Origin of the sequence: Propionivibrio dicarboxylicus (genome assembly GCF_900099695.1) — a bacterium.
GTDB lineage: Bacteria > Pseudomonadota > Gammaproteobacteria > Burkholderiales > Rhodocyclaceae > Propionivibrio > Propionivibrio dicarboxylicus.
In genome coordinates this window covers 26,785-45,579 of sequence record NZ_FNCY01000008.1, presented here as the reverse complement: position 1 = coordinate 45,579, position 18,795 = coordinate 26,785, and the positions used below count along the sequence as shown (strand labels likewise).

The 18,795-nt window shown below is 52.2% G+C and carries 17 protein-coding genes; 12 read left to right on the top strand and 5 right to left on the bottom strand.

What is annotated here, in order from left to right:
* Position 1 precedes the first annotated feature (1 nt).
* Both BLR25_RS10725 and BLR25_RS10720 read left to right on the top strand, forming a co-directional pair.
* Complete coding sequence (locus tag BLR25_RS10725; RefSeq protein WP_091937433.1) at positions 2 to 907, top strand: metal ABC transporter substrate-binding protein; 906 nt, start codon at positions 2 to 4, stop codon at positions 905 to 907.
* A gap of 30 nt (positions 908 to 937) precedes the next feature.
* Positions 938 to 1,690 (top strand): metal ABC transporter permease, encoded by a 753-nt coding sequence (locus BLR25_RS10720; RefSeq protein WP_245715529.1) that lies wholly within the window; start codon positions 938 to 940, stop codon positions 1,688 to 1,690.
* Between the two features lie 114 nt (positions 1,691 to 1,804).
* Here the strand turns inward: BLR25_RS10720 and BLR25_RS10715 are convergent, their stop codons facing one another.
* The 5 genes from BLR25_RS10715 to BLR25_RS10695 all read right to left on the bottom strand — a co-directional run bounded on the left by BLR25_RS10715 (position 1,805) and on the right by BLR25_RS10695 (position 6,237).
* Entirely contained in the window at positions 1,805 to 2,584 is a 780-nt protein-coding gene (locus tag BLR25_RS10715; protein ID WP_091937429.1) for an ABC transporter ATP-binding protein, read from the bottom strand.
* 1 nt (position 2,585) lies between these two features.
* Positions 2,586 to 3,578 carry a FecCD family ABC transporter permease gene (locus BLR25_RS10710; protein ID WP_091937428.1) on the bottom strand — a complete coding sequence of 331 codons (993 nt, stop codon included), beginning with the start codon at positions 3,576 to 3,578 and terminating at the stop codon, positions 2,586 to 2,588.
* A gap of 21 nt (positions 3,579 to 3,599) precedes the next feature.
* A complete protein-coding gene (locus tag BLR25_RS10705) occupies positions 3,600 to 4,493 on the bottom strand; it encodes a cobalamin-binding protein (RefSeq protein WP_091937426.1) in 894 nt (297 codons plus the stop codon).
* 479 nt (positions 4,494 to 4,972) lie between these two features.
* Positions 4,973 to 5,830, bottom strand: coding sequence for an ImmA/IrrE family metallo-endopeptidase (locus tag BLR25_RS10700; RefSeq protein ID WP_218122702.1), 858 nt, complete (start codon positions 5,828 to 5,830; stop codon positions 4,973 to 4,975).
* A complete protein-coding gene (locus BLR25_RS10695) occupies positions 5,827 to 6,237 on the bottom strand; it encodes a helix-turn-helix domain-containing protein (RefSeq protein ID WP_245715528.1) in 411 nt (136 codons plus the stop codon). Before BLR25_RS10695 ends, BLR25_RS10700 begins: the two co-directional genes overlap by 4 nt.
* A gap of 109 nt (positions 6,238 to 6,346) precedes the next feature.
* On the opposite strand from BLR25_RS10695, the gene BLR25_RS10690 reads away from it, so the two are divergent.
* The 10 genes from BLR25_RS10690 to BLR25_RS10645 all read left to right on the top strand — a co-directional run bounded on the left by BLR25_RS10690 (position 6,347) and on the right by BLR25_RS10645 (position 17,898).
* Positions 6,347 to 7,507, top strand: a complete 1,161-nt coding sequence (locus tag BLR25_RS10690; RefSeq protein WP_091937422.1) for an anti-phage 6A-MBL system MBL-fold protein — start codon at positions 6,347 to 6,349, stop codon at positions 7,505 to 7,507.
* A gap of 3 nt (positions 7,508 to 7,510) precedes the next feature.
* Positions 7,511 to 9,754, top strand: a complete 2,244-nt coding sequence (locus tag BLR25_RS10685; protein WP_091937420.1) for an anti-phage 6A-MBL system cap2_3 protein — start codon at positions 7,511 to 7,513, stop codon at positions 9,752 to 9,754.
* A 24-nt stretch (positions 9,755 to 9,778) separates the two neighbouring features.
* A complete protein-coding gene (locus BLR25_RS10680; protein ID WP_091937418.1) occupies positions 9,779 to 10,570 on the top strand; it encodes a hypothetical protein in 792 nt (263 codons plus the stop codon).
* 133 nt (positions 10,571 to 10,703) lie between these two features.
* Positions 10,704 to 11,780, top strand: coding sequence for a DUF6765 family protein (locus BLR25_RS10675; RefSeq protein WP_091937416.1), 1,077 nt, complete (start codon positions 10,704 to 10,706; stop codon positions 11,778 to 11,780).
* A gap of 106 nt (positions 11,781 to 11,886) precedes the next feature.
* Positions 11,887 to 13,407 (top strand): IS21 family transposase, encoded by a 1,521-nt coding sequence (gene istA / locus BLR25_RS10670; RefSeq protein ID WP_091937414.1) that lies wholly within the window; start codon positions 11,887 to 11,889, stop codon positions 13,405 to 13,407.
* Positions 13,397 to 14,173, top strand: coding sequence for an IS21-like element helper ATPase IstB (istB, locus tag BLR25_RS10665; RefSeq protein WP_091937412.1), 777 nt, complete (start codon positions 13,397 to 13,399; stop codon positions 14,171 to 14,173). Before istA ends, istB begins: the two co-directional genes overlap by 11 nt.
* 347 nt (positions 14,174 to 14,520) lie before the next feature.
* Positions 14,521 to 14,784: a helix-turn-helix domain-containing protein gene (locus BLR25_RS10660; RefSeq protein WP_091937410.1), complete on the top strand. Its 264-nt coding sequence runs from the start codon at positions 14,521 to 14,523 to the stop codon at positions 14,782 to 14,784.
* On the top strand, positions 14,778 to 16,130 hold the full coding sequence (locus tag BLR25_RS10655) for a type II toxin-antitoxin system HipA family toxin (RefSeq protein WP_091937409.1): 1,353 nt from the start codon (positions 14,778 to 14,780) through the stop codon (positions 16,128 to 16,130). Before BLR25_RS10660 ends, BLR25_RS10655 begins: the two co-directional genes overlap by 7 nt.
* Positions 16,131 to 16,287: 157 nt before the next feature.
* Positions 16,288 to 17,088: a hypothetical protein gene (locus BLR25_RS10650; protein ID WP_091937407.1), complete on the top strand. Its 801-nt coding sequence runs from the start codon at positions 16,288 to 16,290 to the stop codon at positions 17,086 to 17,088.
* A gap of 3 nt (positions 17,089 to 17,091) precedes the next feature.
* Positions 17,092 to 17,898, top strand: coding sequence for a hypothetical protein (locus tag BLR25_RS10645; RefSeq protein ID WP_091937406.1), 807 nt, complete (start codon positions 17,092 to 17,094; stop codon positions 17,896 to 17,898).
* Positions 17,899 to 18,795: the final 897 nt, after the last annotated feature.

Genomic DNA, 18,795 nt, shown 5'->3' with positions numbered 1-18,795 from the left:
CATGATTCGATACGCTCGTAATACCGCCGCGCTGCTGCTTGCCGTCTTTGCCCTTCCAAGCTTCGCGGCCCTTAATATTCTCGCCTGTGAACCGGAATGGGGCGCACTGGCGCAGGAACTTGGCGGCGACAAGGTGACCGTGTTCAGTGCAACCAACGCTTTCCAGGACCCGCACCATATCCAGGCCAAACCCAGTCTTCTGGCGCGGGCCAGAAACGCTGACCTCGTGATTTGCACCGGTGTGCAACTGGAAGTTGGCTGGTTACCGATTCTCCTCAAGCAGGCAGGCAACCCGAAAATTCAGGAAGGACAGCCCGGCTACTTTGAAGCCGCCAAATTCGTGCGCATGCTGGAAGTTCCGACCAGCATCGATCGCTCGCTCGGCGATGTTCATCCTGGCGGCAATCCGCACATTCAGATGGACCCGCGCAATATCGCCCTGATCGCTGAAGGGCTAGCCAAGCGTCTCGCGGAGATAGATGCCGCCAACAGCACGGTCTATCAGGCCAGATACGCGTCGTTCGCCGACCGCTGGAAGAAAGCTATTGCGGAATGGGAGAGGCAGGCCGCACCCCTGAGGGGACTGAACATCGTTGTCCACCACAAGGCGTTCATCTATCTTGAGAACTGGCTGGGGTTGAAGGAAGTTGCGACGCTGGAACCCAAGCCCGGCGTCGAGCCCACCAGCGGACATCTTTCCGAGGTGCTGGCGCAGTTGCAGCGGCAGCCGGCCCGGGCCGTCATCCGTTCGACCTATAACGATAGCCGTGGGTCGGAATGGCTAGCCGAGCGAGCCAAGATTCCCGCAGTATTGCTGCCATTCACCGTAGGCGGTTCGGATCAGGCCAAGGATCTGTTCGGCTTCTTCGATGATGTGATCCAGCGTTTGCTGATGGCTACGAAATAGGCACGAGTTGGCGAAATGAGCGTAAATACGATGGATTTCACCATTCTGATTCCGGCCTTCCTCGCCGGCCTTCTCGTCCTTTCTACGCACGTGCCGCTGGGCATTCAAGTATTGTCGCGCGGGATAGTGTTCATCGACCTTGCCATTGCACAGATCGCGACATTGGGTGTGATTGCCGCCGATAGTGCGGGCTTCGAACCCGAAGGCTGGATTGCGCAAGCAGCGGCTGTTTCGGCAGCGCTGCTCGGCGCTGTGCTGCTCACGTGGACGGAGAAACGTTGGCCGGAGGTTCTGGAAGCATTAATCGGCGTGTTATTTGTGTTGGCCGCCAGTGCCGGCATGCTTCTGGTGGCCAATAATCCGCATGGCGGAGAACACCTTCAGGAACTGCTTTCGGGGCAGATTCTCTGGGTGAACTATCAGCAACTCATCCCAGTCGGACTTTTGAGCGCAGCGATTCTGACTATCCATCGATGGCGCGGCCAGAAACTCGGGCGCCTGGGATTCTATGGCCTCTTCGCTTTCGCCGTAACAGCATCGGTTCAGTTGGTCGGCGTCTATCTGGTTTTTGCGAGTCTCATCATCCCCGCGCTGGCCAGTCGCAACTATCTGCCACGTATCCGACTCTGTGTGGCGTATGGGGTCGGGATGATTGCCTACACACTGGGGTTGATCATTTCAGCCAAAGTCGACCTGCCTTCAGGGCCACTCGTTGTGTGGTCCTTGGCCGCCATGGGCATAGTGGCAAATGTCTTGAGCCCAACGCGAAGTCCGGCAGTCTAATCAGGCTAATTCACTATGCTATCTTGAGATCGAATCACGTCGGCTTCGTGCTGGTCTGAACCCGATTACTGCACGGTTTGGTGCGCAGCCGACCGATTCGATGTCCTTCAACCCTTACTGCGGAATAAACCCGACATACCCGCCACATTCCGTGGTTGCCAGCGGATACTGAAACAAGGCCGAGAGTTTCTCCGCAGTCAGCATACTCGCTATATCGCCTTCTTCAACCTGTCCGTCACCGTGGACCAGCAATGCGCGATCACAGAAGCGCCGGGCTAGCGCAGGTTCGTGCAGAACCATTACAACTGCTGCATTGCGCTCGCGTGATTCGTTCGCAATTAGTTTCAGCATGGCCACTTGATGTTTCAAGTCGAGGTGGGCAATGGGCTCGTCAAGCAACATCAATTGGGGCTGCTGCGCCAGCAGTGCGGCAATGGCCACACGTTGTCGCTCCCCTCCCGACAGTGTGAGAATGTTGCGTTGCTCCATGTGTCCCATGTCGACAGCTACTAGCGCCGACCGGACGATGCTGACATCCGTCTCGGATTCCCAGTCCCATCGATCAAGGTGCGGATGGCGCCCTACCATGGCTGTTTCCAATACAGTGGCAGCAAAAGCATCTTGGCGAGCTTGTGGCAACCATCCGCGAACGAGAGCTGCCTGACGGTGCCCTTGCTCAACGTAGGTCTTACCAGCAATTCGCACATCGCCGGAATTTTGCGTACGCAGACCAGCCAGTACCGACAATAACGTCGACTTCCCCGCGCCATTGCGCCCAAGAATAGCCAAACACTCGCCTGGCCTCAGGACAAGATTGAGGTTACGACAAAAACAGCGATCGCCTATGCCTACGTCGAGATGGCTAAGTTCTAACAGCGGTGCATTCGTGTTCATATCACTTCCCTGTCTGCGAGTCGCGTGCGAGCAGAAAGAGAAAGACCGGAACACCGATCAGTGCGGTCAGAACGCCGACAGGCAGTTGCTGCGGCGCGATGACGGTACGTGCCAGTGTGTCTGCAACGACCAACAAACTCCCTCCGGCCAGAGCGGAGGCAGGCAAGAGCACTCGCTGATCGTTGCCTATGGCGAGTCGAACCAAATGGGGCACGATTAGACCGACAAAGCCGATTGATCCAGCCTGCGTGACAGCTGACGCAGTGGCGAGGGAGGCGAGAACATAAATGGCAAAACGTAATCGCTTGATCGCAACACCGAGCGATTGTGCAATATCCGAACCACGCGCCAAGAGATTGAGTTCGCGAGCAAAGGGCAATGCAATCAGGACGACTAAAACCAATGCGCCGAGAATCAATGTTGGATTCCCGGACTGCGAGAGATCACCCATCAGCCAGAACAGCATCCCATGTAGCTTGTGGTCGGGCGCAATAGAAAGCATCAGCGCCACCGCTGCACCGCATCCGGCAGCCACGATGACACCCGTGAGCAATAGTCGAGCCTGTGTCCAACTACCGTCGCCATGGGCAAGACCGAAAACGATAAACATCGTACAAAACGCGCCAAGAAACGCCGCAGAACTTACGCCGATACCACCGGCGACTCCGAAGAGCATGACAAGCAGAGCCCCAACGCTTGCGCCGCCTGAAATCCCAAGCACGTATGGGTCTGCTAACGGGTTTCGCAGCAACACTTGAAGTAATGCTCCCGAAACCGCTAACAAACCACCGCATCCCAAGCCTGCTAGCGCACGCGGTAGTCTCAGCTTGAGCACAACCTCTCTTGCCAGATCGTTGCCGTTCCCGAACAGCACCGACACAAGTTCTTTTGGTGATACATGAATATTTCCGAGCATCAATGCCAGAGTCAGGCTACCAATTGCCATAATCGTTAAGGTGGCAAGGATCAACAACGCTCGGCTACGTGTCTGCATGGATACAATTTCAGTTGTGTGTCAGCGCGCGGCGCCGGACGGGCGTTTCGTCCGAGCTGTCTCAAGGTGTCGACACAATTGCTCAGCGCCATCCAATAGCCGTGGAGTATGTCGCTGTATAAGATCTGGTGGAATAAAGAAGAGGTTCTGTCGCTGTGCAGCTATTAGACCTGTACGTAACTTCCATTCATCCAACCATTCTGGGCGAGCCTCTCCCATACCACTTGCGATGATTACCTCGGGATTGGCAGCCAGCACGGCCTCCACGGTCACCTCTGGCGCCATAACGTCCAGGTTGCCAAATACGTTTTCGCCACCACACATACGAATAACGTTAGAAATAATTTGCGTTCGACCAATCGTTTTCAAGGGCTGGTGCCAGACTTGGTAAAACGTTCGTACCGTTGGACGGCCGCCATAACGGGTCTGTAGTCCCGTTAGTCGTGTAAGGAACGACTTTGCGGCGCTAGACGCTATCTTGGTGGTTCCTGCCAGCACCCCGATGCGCTCGATTTCGCTTGCAATATCTTCGATCCGATTGGGTTGTGAGATATATATTGGCAACCCAAGTTGACGCAACTTTTCAACATGAGCCGGCGAGTTACCACTCTGCCAAGCAATTACCAAATCAGGTTTCAGTGCAACCACAGCCTCAAGATCTAGTCTTGAATAGCCTCCTACGCGGGGAACCTTTTTGACTTCTTCTGGGAACGAGCTGTATTCGACCGTCCCCACCAGTTGTGAGCCGGCACCCGCTGCAAAGACAGTCTCAACGAGGTGGGGGGCCAACGTAATAATTCGTTGAGCAGGGCGTGCAAGACGAACTACGGAGCCAGAGTCATCGCGCACGGAAACATCGGCGCTTGCCAAACATGGCAATAATCCGAAAAAAATCACGGCAAAAAATTTGAGCATGAAATCGCCTGAGTGCTACGACTCGTTGTGGGAGGTCGGCTTGACCGTCTCTCTGACCAAGTAGCCCTCAAGTTTACCTGAATTCGCCAAAGCGGTAAGAAACGTTCGCCTTCAATCAGAGCTTGATGGTTTGAGTGCTTAGCGTTGCCTTTGCTCGATCGCTGCGGACTATTGTCTTTGTCGTATAAACGCTGATTGGATATTGGAAGCGATTGGTGCCTCTGCTACCAAGTGGGTTGGCCATACACAGTTGTTAGGTATGGTCAGAAAGACTGCTTGGCGGACTATTGCGGACCAGTCTGTCAGCAAACCGAATGTCGGCAATGGCCGAGCACTTTCCTGTGAGCAGTCGCGTTGAGCGTTCGCTACCGGCCACATGAACAGACTCCGAATGAAGGCCGGTTAGCCTGCGGGTAATTCTCGGATTTGCTCTTTCATAGGGAAGTTACTTGTTGGTCGTGTGCATCATATACGACGACTTATTTCCTAGGTCTCCAGACTTCCGCATATCGTGGCAGGATCAATAAGCTCAGTACATTGTTATAACGTTCAGAAGACAGTTTCATCTCGCGAAGGGGCATGGATTTATCTGCATGTTCGAACCACACCTGAGCAGCTATCGGCAGTCCAACCTTTTCATGTCTTACTGACGTATTTGAAGCCAGAGAACCGTCTGGCACCGGAACAGGAGGACCACTGGTCTTGAAAAACGCGCCGGCTTTTCGTGCGGGCTGGCTTGACCAACTCCAATTCATGTAGCCATCACGTGAATGAATGACAACCGCTTTCTGATCGGTGTGTTCCAGCCATTTAAGAATTGCTGCCGTTAGTGATACCCCATAACGATCTGCGCAATGCCCCAGAAACCCCAAATCTACGGTATTTGTCGTTTGTGACCTGAAATCGTGCAGTGGCATCAGTAGGTGCGATGCAAATTTGTCTGCCTGGGATTCGATATCAATTTTTTTGGGGTCCCAGTTGAGCATGTCTTCTTCACTGCATTCGAAGACATTCTTTATCTGTCTATGAAGGATGTAGTGCCCGAGTTCATGTGCTTGGGTAAACCTGATACGTCCAGCTGGGTCAACTGCCGGGTTATACAAGAGGAGCCAGCGGTCAGAATCTGAGTCTTTAAATAATCCGCCATCAAATCCAGCAATATTGGCCCCTCTGACTTCCGCAATCGGATCCTTCCATTGGAACAGGGACGCACAGTCCAGTGCCAGTTTTTCGACATTCACGGGGTAACGATCACCACCGTGAGTCTGATGAAAGACATCCAGAATTTTTGTTAGACGCGTGGCCTCTTTAGTGGCCGTACGGATTTCAGTGCTCACGATTTCTTCTTGAAAGTCTCCAAAATAAGGCGCAGATGCTCTTTTGCTGGCGCATCAAGTTGCTGATAGTTACGGTAGAACGCCTCGTCTCTATGACGTTCTTCGGGTTCCCGCACATCATCTTCAAGAAAAAATGCTGCGCTAACACCTAGCACATCGGCCAATGCTTTCAATTTCTCTGCTGACGGTCGTTGCGAGTCCCTGTTTTCAAGTTCCCACAAGTAACTTTTTGAGAGCCCTGCCGCGTCGGCGAGCTTTTCGAGTGTGAAACCATGTGTCTTGCGTAATTCACGGAGCTTATCTCCAAGCCTAGTCGCCATATCAGTCTTCTCCAATTTCAAGCCGGGGCGGAATTTACCACTACTCCGAACTTTATGGTTGACTTTAGTGAACATTGCGCCCATCATTTGCCCGTGTTCGTTATCCCGAACTTTTGATTACGGAAGCGACATACGGTTTTTATAGCTGCTTTTGCCTTCTGATTCAAGATGAATTCAGTTCTACAAGGAGAAAGTAATGGCTGTACCCAATATCACCTTCTTTCCCGTTGGTAACGGCGACATGACGCTCCTTGAGCTCGAGAGTGGTACGCGCATCCTGGTCGATATCAATATTCGCGAACCGAGCGATGATGTGCGCGATGTTGCAAAAGATCTGCGCGATCGCCTGACGACAGACGAAAAAGGCAGGCCATATATTGATGCGATGGTACTTAGCCACCCGGATGAAGATCATTGCCGGGGACTGGAAAAGCATTTTCACCTGGGGGCGCTTGCGGACTATGACAACAACGCCGAGCCGAAAAAAATAGTTATCCGGGAAATGTGGTCATCCCCCCTGATTTTCCGTCGGGCTAGCAGTAAGCATACTTTGTGTGACGATGCCAAAGCTTGGAACAAGGAAGCACGCCGTCGCGTTAATTTATTCAGGGAACATGGAATTGGCGAGAACGGTGATCTTATCCTTGTTCTCGGAGAAGACCAGAACGGCAAGACTGACGGACTTGAAGACATTTTGGTTTGCCCGGAAAAGACCATTTCAGAGGTCGCCGGCAAAGCTCAGTCGAATTTTGGTGCGCTTCTTTTGGGGCCGCTTCTTGCAGAAAATGAGGACGATGATCAGGAACTCTCGAAAAATGAATCTAGTGTCATTTTCAAGTACACCATCGGCGTTGGCAAAGTTTCTGATGCCGTACGCTTTCTCTCGGGGGGCGCTGCCGAAGTACTGATCTGGGAGCGTCTGTGGCAGAAGTATGAATCAAGTCCCGATACCCTCAAGTATGATCTATTGAGCACCCCGCACCATTGTTCTTGGCACAGTCTCTCCAATGATAGTTGGGGTGATAAACGCCGTAAGGCCGAGGTATCAGAAGACGCACGTAATGCTTTGTCCCAGGCGTACGGAGGGGCTGTCATTGTTGCCAGTTCTAACGAGATCAAGGACGACGATGTTGATCCGCCGTGTATCCGCGCCAAAGAGGAGTATCAATCCATCCTCGATGATGTCGCTGGCGAGTTTTACAACACGGCTCGCTATCCGACATCTGAAGATCCTGCACCTCTGATGTTTGAGGTGACCGCAGGTGGTCTGGGCAAGCCCAGCAATAAGCCATCGAAATCTGCCACTGCGGCCAGTGCGATCTCCGCTTTTGCTTCGCAACCGCGAGTTCACGGATGACAGATGGCGCTGATGGTGGCCCTTCCACAGCAGATTGAGGACGCACTCAGAGTCGTCGAGGCTCATGAGGCGGTCTTCAATGTTACTGGTCCTAGGCATTTGGATGACGGCACTTATGTCATCGAGGCGACGTTCGATACTCGCTTGCCATCGCGTTGGGCAAAAATAGGGGAAAGTCCGGATGGAGTTCGTGCCAGCGAAGTTGTAACAATCCATTTTCCTGAAAATTATCCTGATCGAGCGCCTCGCTTTTTCTTGCGAGCTGACTTCAATTCCAGGTTGCCGCATATCAATCCCCATCGCCCAGGGGATCCGATCCCCCCTTGTATTTTGGCAGGCGATATCTCTGAACTGCTACATGCAGAAGGATTGTTCAGCCTCATTAACCAGATGGCTGAATGGCTAAAAAATGCCGGCCGCCAGAGTTTGATGAATCTCGTGCAGGGGTGGGAGCCCATGCGACGAAATAATCTTCGGAACATGATGTATGTTGATCCGGAAGAACTACTCTCCTCGCATATCCTTGGAAAACATCAGTTATTTTCTATCAATTGCTGGCGGGAAAAGAGTGGCAATGCATCCCTGACATCCGAACACCGTCGATGGCCCGGGGCAACAATTCTGGCAGATCAATTGCGATCTATTATTCATGATCAGCGTACTTCGAATGACATTATCGAAGGTCAGTCGCTGATGGCGGTGTGTTGGCCGTCATCAACCGAGTCCGGACAACCTAAGGTAATCGATCAGTACCTGCCGGATACCGTTAACTGCGCAGGGGATCTCGCCACCCGTGCCAATGAACTTGGGTGCCAAAAATCGTTCGACGAATTCGCGTCCAATCTGAACTACGCCGTCAAACAATTCAAAATTAAGTATCAACATCCCATATTCATCGTCTTTCCTGTTCGCCGTCCAGCAACGGTCATCGGTTTCACAACAGAGTACGAATTCCTTTGTTATCGCGCGGACGTTCCTATGTCAGTAGGGCTATCGGACAAATCGTGTCAGGTATCGTCGGTTGCATTCCTGATACCGACCAGTAAAGACCTTCTGCGACGTACCTCGGGTATGCCAACAACGGTTGATGAGTCTTTTGTAAGTTTTCTTGGTTGCGGTAGCCTTGGCTCTAAGCTGGTGCTTCATGCGACAAGAGCCGGATTTCCACCCTCCCTACTGATCGATTCAGAAGAACTTGCTCCACACAATGTTGCACGCCATGCTCTCTTTCCTCGCCACTGCATTCTGCGCACAAAGAGTGAAGCCCTTGCCGACGAGATCGGAACCTTCAACCTGAAAAAGCCCAAGGTATTCAATGGCGACATAATCACGGCCGATCCGGAAAAGAGTCCGCTGAAGGAAGTGTTGTCCGGAGCCGGAAATTTGCTGATCAATACCACCGGATCACATGCGGTACGGCACTATTTGATCAAGAGCGCATTTAAGGCACGTGTTATCGAGGGGTGCCTGACTAATCAGGGCGAAATTGGAATTTTTCTTGTGGAAGGCAATCAGCGGAGCGCGAACTGCGGCGATCTCATGTGCCTTGTGTATGAAGAATTACGCAAGTCCAATTGCCTCAAGAAACCTTTGGATCCTTCTGAAGCCTTATTGCACGTTGGGGTCGGTTGCAATTCGGTGACTCTACCTATGTCTGATGCGCGTGTTTCACTTTTCGCAGCTGGCATGTCACAACTCATCTTGGATGCTCAAGTCGGGTCCTTGCCTGACGAAGGAATGGTTCGCATCGGGTTCCTTGATGCCGATCGAGTTTCGGTGAGATGGCGGCATTGGGTGGTTGGGAAGACACATATTGCCGAGACTTCAGGCTTGTCTGGTTGGAGCGTGAGGGTTCTGGATACGGCGCATAAAAAAATTTTAGAAGATGTAGTCCGTCATTCTGGGAGTGAAACAGGCGGTCTCATCGTTGGACGCTGCTCTCAAATTCAACGAGAAGTGACCATCGTGGATGTTCTCCCACCGCCGCCGGATAGCTCACGATCGCCAACCCAATTCATCTTAGGGGTGGACGGTCTGAAAAGTCAGATCTCATCCTATGACAGCCAGGGGGCGAATGTTTTAGGGTGCTTGGGAACATGGCATAGTCATTTGCAACCGAGCGGGCCGTCCTCAGTCGATCAAGCGACAGCTAAATCAATCGAAGGATTGCTGAGAGGTGCCGTTGTCATGCTGATAAGGCACCCCAATGGGTATGCAGCGCTTGTTAAGGAGGGGCGAATCGAGTGACTGCCATTACATGACTGTGATTGTATGAATATCTCTACATTCCTAAATCAATTTAAAGATCCATACGAACGGAAGGCTCGGGTTTTCCCGGGATTATTGGTGGTGCTTCCGCTGTTAGTACCTTTGCTATGGATTTTCGGGCCTAAAAATCCGGTCATGACGACATTGCTTGGTCTTGTTGTCAGTTGCGGAGCTGTCCATGCATTGGCCAGTATCGCGCGTGGTATGGGTAAGCGCCTTGAAGAAAAACTTGTAGAGCGTTGGGGCGGAATGCCGACGACGCTGATACTGCGTCACCGCGACAGCTTTTTGGATAGCCTCAGCAAATCAAGATACCACAAAGATATTCGCCTTAAGTTGGGCATCATATTGCCAACGGCAGAAGAGGAACTGGCAAATCCGGTCGCGGCAGATGACGCGTACATCGGCGCTACTCGCCTGTTGAGAGAAATGACCCGGGGAAAAAATCATGCTCTCTTGCTGAAGGAAAACATTGCTTACGGATTCCATCGAAATATGCTTGCCGTAAGACCAATCGGTGTTCTGTCCTGCTTCATTAGTTTCCTTGTTGGTTTGGTGCTGAGTGGTGCATTGCAACTCAATCCACTGGCTGTTGACATGACGAAGTTGGCAACCCCCGATTTGGCCGGCGGGATGACCTTAGCGGTTGCCACCACACTTCTTCTGTCATGGATCTATTTTAATGATAGATCCGTAAAGCTTATGGGTTATGTATATGCTGAGCGACTATTCGAATCACTGCAGTCACTTCCGACAAAGCGCAGTAAAAGTTCAAAGGAGCCCCCTGTTGCGTGACTATAATTATGACTTCGTCACCATTGAAAAATGGCAAAGTCAAGTGCTCGATGTGCTGTGTGATTTGAATTGGTAAATGCTTCCCCATCGATGATTGTTAGCAGCAATCAATCTCAACTCTTGGAGGTTAACCATGCAGACAGATATGCATTATTACGGAACCTACGCATTGGCTCGTGCAGCGGGAATAAAACCAGAGGCTGCAATGATTATTGCCACGGCAGCTCAATATGTGGACGATTTCAAAGGTGTTTCAAAGGAATTAGCGGACAACGCTTATGTTGGTTGCCGTGCCACTGCGCATGGGATTACGCTCACTGTCGAAACCGTAAAGGATACAGCTCAAAATGTTGACCACGAAGATCAGCGGCATGTTTGGTCTCCTTTTCATTTCTTGCCCGGTTGTGAAGGAACAACGATCGCCGAGAGAATGATCTGCAGGAAGGACAGTAAGGTCGCACAAACGATGGTGGCACATCATCTGGATCTGTCGAACGAAGACTTTGGACTGGTTCTTATCGGCATTACCGCACATGTCTATGCCGATACGTTTGCACATTTTGGTTTTTCCGGGATATCGAACGTAATGAATGAAGTGGATGGTAGATCTTTCGATTTGAGCATCAAATCATCCAGTCTCCGGAATTACGTATGGGAAAAGGCTTCCGATTTCTGGGATGCATGCAAAGGACAAGGTGCGGAATTACTCACAAAACTTGGGCACGGCGGTGCTGCAACATTTCCCGATCGACCTTATTTGACTTGGCGCTTCCGCTATAGCGATGGGCGAGATTCAGATCTTCGCAATAACCAAGACACGTTCCTTGCTGCTTGCGAAAAATTGCATACGATGTTTCTTGAGTTTGGTAAGCGCAGGCCAGAGTTTTCTAATGGAGATCCGATTGTGTTTTCGGCAATCAAGGAGGCCGTTCGCGAAATTCTCTCTTGTGAAGGGACTATGGAAGAAAGAATTGACGCCTGGCAGACGGCTGCACGGGAAGGCCTTGTATTTGCCAACCCAGGCAAGGCTGCTATTCCGACATATGACCCAGTAGGCTACGACTCGGAAATAGATCACATGCATACGTTGAGCAGCACCGAAGTCCACTCCAGTCCTCTGTTTACATTTATTCGAGCCGCCGAAGTTCATCGTAACTACGTATTAAATGAACTTTTGCCGCTAAATGGCTTAAAGGCGGTCTTTCCTTAAATTGTTGATTTGCACGCAAAACTGACCCATTAGTCGCAGAGATTTGCATCGAATTTTGACCCACGTATAGACACTGACCTACTCGGGAACGAGTGGGGGATTAGGAGTGATCGACGTGGCGTTATTAAGCGTAATCAGGCGCTGGCACCTGAGGGATGGCATGGCCATTCGGGAAATTGCCAGGCGAACGGGCTTGTCCCGGAACACAATCCGCAAGTATCTGAGCACAGGGATTGTCGAACCGAAATATCCGGACCGGCATAGTCCGAGCAAACTTGATCTGTTTGCGCCGAAGCTGGCTGCTTGGCTCAAGACAGAAGCAAAGAAGAACCGTAAGCAGCGGCGAAACCTCCGACAGATTTATGCTGACCTGGCTTCACTGGGTTACGAAGGCTCCTATGACCGTGTGGCTGCTTTTGCCAGAAATTGGCGGCAAGCGCAGCGGGAGGCTGCAGGGACGACCGGACGTGGCACCTTCATTCCACTGACCTTTGCCCCCGGCGAAGCCTTCCAGTTCGACTGGAGCGAAGATTGGGCAGTGATTGCCGGCGTGAAGACCAAACTTCAGGTTGCCCAGCTCAAACTCTCGTACAGTCGGGCCTTTGTTCTGAAGGCCTATCCGCTACAGACGCACGAAATGCTGTTCGATGCTCACAACCATGCCTTTCGTATGGTGGGAGGTGTTCCTCGGCGCGGGATCTACGACAACATGAAGACCGCCGTTGATCGGATCAGGAGAGGCAAAGCCAGGGATATCAACACCCGATTCAAGGCCATGGTCAGCCACTTCCTGTTCGAAGCCGAGTTCTGCAATCCGGCCTCTGGTTGGGAGAAGGGGCAAATTGAGAAGAATGTTCAGGACTCCCGACATCGCATCTGGCAAGGTGCGCCGTCCTTCGAGAATCTTGAGGCACTCAATGCCTGGTTAGAACAGCGTTGTCTGGCGCTCTGGCAAGAACTGCGTCATCCTGAGTTGCCAGGCACGATTGCCGAGGCGTGGGCTGATGAACGAGCCCAGTTGATGGCTATGCCAGCGCCCTTTGATGGTTTCGTTGAGCACACCAAGCGCGTCTCACCGACATGCCTGATTAACTTCGAGCGCAACCGCTATAGCGTTCCCGCTTCGTTTGCCAATCGGCCCGTCAGTTTGCGTGTCTATGCTGACCATCTTGTCGTGGCTGCCGAAGGCAATGTGATCGCGGAGCACGTACGGATCATTGATCGCCGTCATGACTGCAGCCAGACCATCTACGATTGGCGGCACTATCTCTCGGTATTGCAGCGCAAACCCGGCGCGTTGAGAAATGGAGCTCCCTTTGCCGAATTCCCTGATGGCTTCAAGCGCCTCCAATCGTCGCTCATGAAACGACCCGGCGGTGACCGGGAAATGGTTGAGATCCTTGCCCTGGTTCTGCATCACGATGAGCAAGCAGTGCTGACAGCTGTCGAGATGGCACTCGATGCAGGGGTTCCCTCAAAGCAGCATGTCCTCAATTTGCTCGGGCGACTGGTGGAATTGCCACCGCCAGCACCAATCGATGCACCTCAGGCATTGCTGTTGAAGATAGAACCCTTAGCCAACGTGACACGTTACGACAGCCTGCGGGAGGCCCGAAATGCTGCCTGATGCGATGGTCTCAGCCCTGAAATCCCTCAAACTCTTCGGAATGGCACAAGCCATTGATGAATTGGCGGCTCAGAACTCGCCTGCCTATCTCAATGCGCAGTCGATTCTGGACAGCCTGCTTAAGGCCGAATTGGCAGAGCGGGAAGTCCGTTCCGTAAATTATCAAATGAAGATCGCCCGCTTCCCGGCTTACCGCGATCTGTCCGGCTTTGACTTCACGCAAAGCGTTGCTAACGAAGCCTTAGTCAGACATCTCCATCGTGGAGACTTCATGGATTCAGCTCACAATGTCGTGCTCATCGGTGGGCCTGGTACTGGCAAAACTCATCTGGCTACCGCCATCAGCGTACAAGCCATCATGCATGCGCATCAGCGTGTCCGTTTCTTCTCAACGGTCGATTTGGTGAATGCGCTGGAACAAGAAAAACAGGCTGGCAAGCAAGGGCAGATTGCCAATCGTCTAGTACATACTGACCTGGTGATCCTTGATGAACTGGGCTATTTGCCGTTCAGTCAGAACGGTGGTGCCTTGCTGTTTCACCTCATGAGCAAGCTCTATGAGAAGACCAGTTTAATCATCACGACCAACTTGAGTTTCTCGGAGTGGGCCAGTATCTTTGGGGATCCAAAAATGACAACAGCACTACTCGACCGATTAACCCATCACTGTCATATCGTCGAAACCGGCAACGAAAGTTACCGTTTCAAGAACAGTTCGACCAAAGCTAACAAGGAGGTGAAAACTAGAAATTCATCTGTAACTTGAGCCATACTGCGACTCATCGGGTGGGTCATATTTCAGTGCAAATCCCGGGTCAGATTTCGACGCAATTCAACATCGCAGCATCGAGTACGGCCATGGAGTCTGCCGCGAAAGGAGACAATGTAGTCGTGACGATACCCATCTCGGAACACCCGTCACGGTAGCCCTGGCATAAATCCGTCTGGGGAAAGGTGAAGTACAACTCAATTTCGATTTACGCAACAAAACCGCTTCGTATCAACAACAAAATATTGGAAAAATCAATATATTAGAATTATTTGTATTGCCAATACTTGCGTTTTATTGGGAAAGCAAATATTATGTGATTATTGAAATACCCAATAAATGCCATGCAAAAACTCATCAGTGCATCGCAGTTGCAGCAGGCTATCGTGGCCAGGCGCAAAAAACTAAGGCTGTCGCAGGCCGAGGTGGCCCTTAAGCTTGGCCTAAGCCAGTCTCGATACTCCCAGGTCGAGGCTGACCCCGCGCTGTTAGCGTTTGACCGCCTGTTGCTGCTTACCGCAAGCCTCGGACTGGAGCTGCACATCGGGATTAAAGATGAGCAACCGCAAGCGCCTGCGGCAATGGGTCCTAGGAGGGCGAAATGGTAGGGCGGCCGTCGAAATCGCGCGCGCTTGCTGCATGGATGAATGGTGCCCTGGTTGGCGAGTGGCGCCTACCGCGAGGCGCTGCGCCGGAATTTTGCTACGACCAGTCCTGGTTGGGCAACGTTGAAGTTCGCCGGCCGTTGTCTTTGTCTCTCCCGCTCCCGCTCGAAAATACTCCATTGCGTGGTGCGGCTGTAGAGCATTACTTTGACAACTTGCTACCGGACAATGGCGCAATTCGACAGCGGCTGCAGTCACGCTTTAATACCAACACGCAGGGCGCGTTCGACCTGCTGACAGCCATTGGGCGTGATTGCGTTGGGGCTTTGCAGTTGCTGCCGGTAGGAGAAGTACCGACCGGGATTACCGAGATACATGCGACCCCGCTAACCGATGAGCAGGTCGAAGGCCATCTCATCGGCACGGTTACACCGGCGGCCACGTTTGCCCGCATTGCCGACGCGGATGACGAGTTCCGGATTTCGATTGCAGGCGCGCAGGAAAAGACAGCATTCCTGCGTCACAACGGCCAATGGTGCCTTCCACATGGGACGACCCCGACCACGCACATTTTCAAATTGCCGCTTGGCTTAGTTGGCAATATGGGTGCGGACTTGCGCACATCGGTTGAAAACGAATGGTTGTGTATGCAACTACTTGACGAGTTGGATATTCCTGTCGCCGCCAGCGAAATTGGTGTTTTCGGGAACCAAAAGGCTCTTGTGGTTGAGCGATTTGACCGACGGCTCGCCGATGAAGGCTATTGGTTGCGGCTGCCTCAAGAGGATTTTTGCCAAGTATTTGGCCGGCACAGTGAGATGAAGTACCAAAAGGACGGAGGACCGGGTATGTTGGAGATTGCCCAGATACTCCAGAATTCCCTTACCCCTGCTGACGACCTGACTACGTTCTTCCGCGCGCAAATCGTTTTCACCCTGATGGCCGCTACCGATGGCCACGCGAAGAACTTCAGTATCTTCCTGCGCGCTGGCGGTGACTATCAGCTCACCCCGATATACGACGTACTATCCGCATGGCCAATCATTGGCTCGGGCGCAAGGCAGTTGGCGTTCCAAAAAGCTGAATTGGCCATGGCATGGAAAGGGAAGTCGACCCATTACAAATTTAGAGAAATCGAGTATCGGCACTTTGTAGGAACAGCTCGACGGTGTGGGTACGGCGACCGCATCGAGGCGACCCTGGCTCACCTTGCGCAAGCAGTTCCGGGGGCAATTGATGCTGTTGGTGCAAGGCTCCCAGCTGGTTTCCCCGCGGACGTGTATACCAGCATCACAGAGGGGATGATGCGCATGCTGCCTAAGCTTACCGAAAAAAAAGCGGCCACCTGATGGTGCTTGGTGGGATTCCGATCGCAAAAATCGTGCTTTGCGCGTGGAACCTCCTATCGGTGTCGATACAACGCAAACAAGAGACTTGTTAAGTCGGTTTGCATCGTACCTAGTATCGTCATATACTATCATACCTATAAACTGATGATATGTGACGATGCAAAATAACGAAACTAGAAACGTAAAGAGAACCCCAACAGCCGCCGACTATCTAGGCGGCGAAAGTCCGCGCGCCAGGGGCGAGAAAAAGCGCCGGAAAGTGCTTGAGTGGGTGTACCGCTGGGGCTATTCATCGGCGGAAATTCTTCGCGAAGTCGCAGGACAACAGGCCAAGGGCTACGCCAAGGGCCTTTCCGAAAAGGGCTGGCTCGTTGAGAAAAAGACCGAGAGCCGCCTACCCCGTTGTATCTACACGCTCAGTCAGATCGGACAACAAGATGCCGAGCGTCGGGCCGAGAAGCTGCTTCGGTACCCGGAAGCTGATTCGTCAAAGGTCAAACAGCAGCAAATCCATCATTACCTCCTGGCACAGCGGGCCACCATCAATGCGCTGGTCGCCGACACGATCATCGGCTACGAGACAGAACGAATGATCGATGAGGAGGGCGACAAGGCCGGCGAAAAACGCCCCGACGTAATCTGGCTGCTACCCGACGGGAAGAAAATGGGCGTCGAAATCGAACTGAGCCCGAAGTGGGATCACAACTTTTATCTATTCGTTCTAGGCATCGTTCGCGCCCTGTCCCCAACCAGCACCGGTCAACCAGCAAAGTACCAGAGCTTTGCCATTGTGACCGAATCCTCTGCGATTTATAGCAGATACAAGAGGGACATGCAGCCAGGCGCCGACCTGCAAATCTTTAAAAAAAACGACCGGCAGCATTGGGAAAAAGCCGGATGTGACAAAGTCCCCAATTGGTTGGACGACAAGGTTACCTTTGTGCTGCTGGATCACTGAACCATGCAAGTAATCATAATTGTGGCTCTAATTGTGTGTGGACTTACCTACTGCAACCGGAAGGATCCGGCACAGGAGCTTATTCACGTCACCGCGCATTCTGACTGGGAAAAAAGCTTCAACGCGGAGGATCTGGCCCAGACGCTCAAACTGTGTGGGTCAAGCCAGAGCAGCGACTGCACCAAAGTCAAAGACAGAGCACAGGCCGTCGCCGATGCTGTCGCCTCGTGCGTCGGCAACGACTCGACGCTGTGCCAAACAGTGACCAACACTGAACAACTACGGCAGTTTAAGGGTGGCAGGGCTATGCCACTACCCAACCATCCGTTCTATTGGCGGATTGGCAACGAGTTGCTCGATACCGTTGGGCCGTTGTTAAATTACCGAGACGAGATGTGGTCCGAATGGTGCTACCGTTGGCGCGATACATGGCGGTTTTTAGCGACAGCAGTGCTCGCGGTCTCTAGCGTTTTGATTATCGTTGTGGTGAGGAGAAGATGGCAACTTCAGCGACAGGACACAGCCGATAAGCGAGCGCTGGAGGAGGCTGAAAGACAGGCTAAGGCAGTTCGCAAGAGAGCCGAACAGGAGCGTGCCAAGGCAGAGGCCACTCGGAGAGAACAAGAAGCTGCCAGTGAAGCCGCAGAGGCCGCGGCACGGGTGGAAGCTACCCGAAAGGCCCAAGATGCAGCTAGAGCCGCCACAGAAGCGGCGGCAAGGATAGAAGCAGAGGCAAGAGCAGAGGCGCAGCAGGTCAAGGAAGCGACCGCTGCTGCCCTGGCGGCGGCCTTTAAGATACCCAAACGTTGACGAACATCACCCCTTTGCCCGCAGAGTTTCGTCCAAGCAAGCGCAGATATGCTTTTAGATGTGCATCCAAACACGTAAGCACGTTCGTTTGTCTATTCAGTAGTGTTAACCAAATCCGCGCAGTTTTGCTGACGGGGCTTGGTTTTTTTACATCTGAAATTTGCTCATGGCTGGCATTCTTAACCTCCCCGTCCTCCGAGAACTAGGCATAATGGTGCTTGCGAATACCACGTCAACGCGGAGCCTGCGGCCATTTTTCGCCTCTACCCACATTGCTGCGAACTCCATCGCGTCAAGCGATATGGTAGCCGCTCGATGCTCGTCCGCGACCGGACGAGCCGTGGGAAGCAGGTCATGATTCACCTCAGCTTCCCGGGAAAACGCGATGAAATTTTTAGCTGATGTTCGGCCAAAAAATCTCTCCGTTGGGCGCTATATCGTGTAAACAATCGTTGCAATATATCGTACCCTATATCGTAATATACATACGATAGTAAGCAACGTAACTAGGTACGATAAAAGTTGGCCTTTATGGTCTCTTTTTTGGTTTGATAAATTATGTAATTAACAATATAAAACAATTAGTTATAAAAATTTAAGGTGGTGCGTTAAAAGCTAATAAAATATTACCACTCGCAAACCGATTCTACCCCCCGCATTGGCAGCTTTGCGAACGAAATTGACTGTCGGCCAGTTTTTGTAAAGTCGAACGACGCCAAAGGTGCGTTCTGAGCACTTCGTGTTGCTTGTTTTCGAGGATCTGGTTTGTGTTGAAGTCGCCGGTCCCAAATCTCAAATTATCGCTGACCTCTGGTGGTTCGATTGGGGGATGGTGAGAAGGATGGGTGGGAAGGTGAGCTTACCCGCCCCCCAAGTCTAAATTTCTTGCTGCCCTCC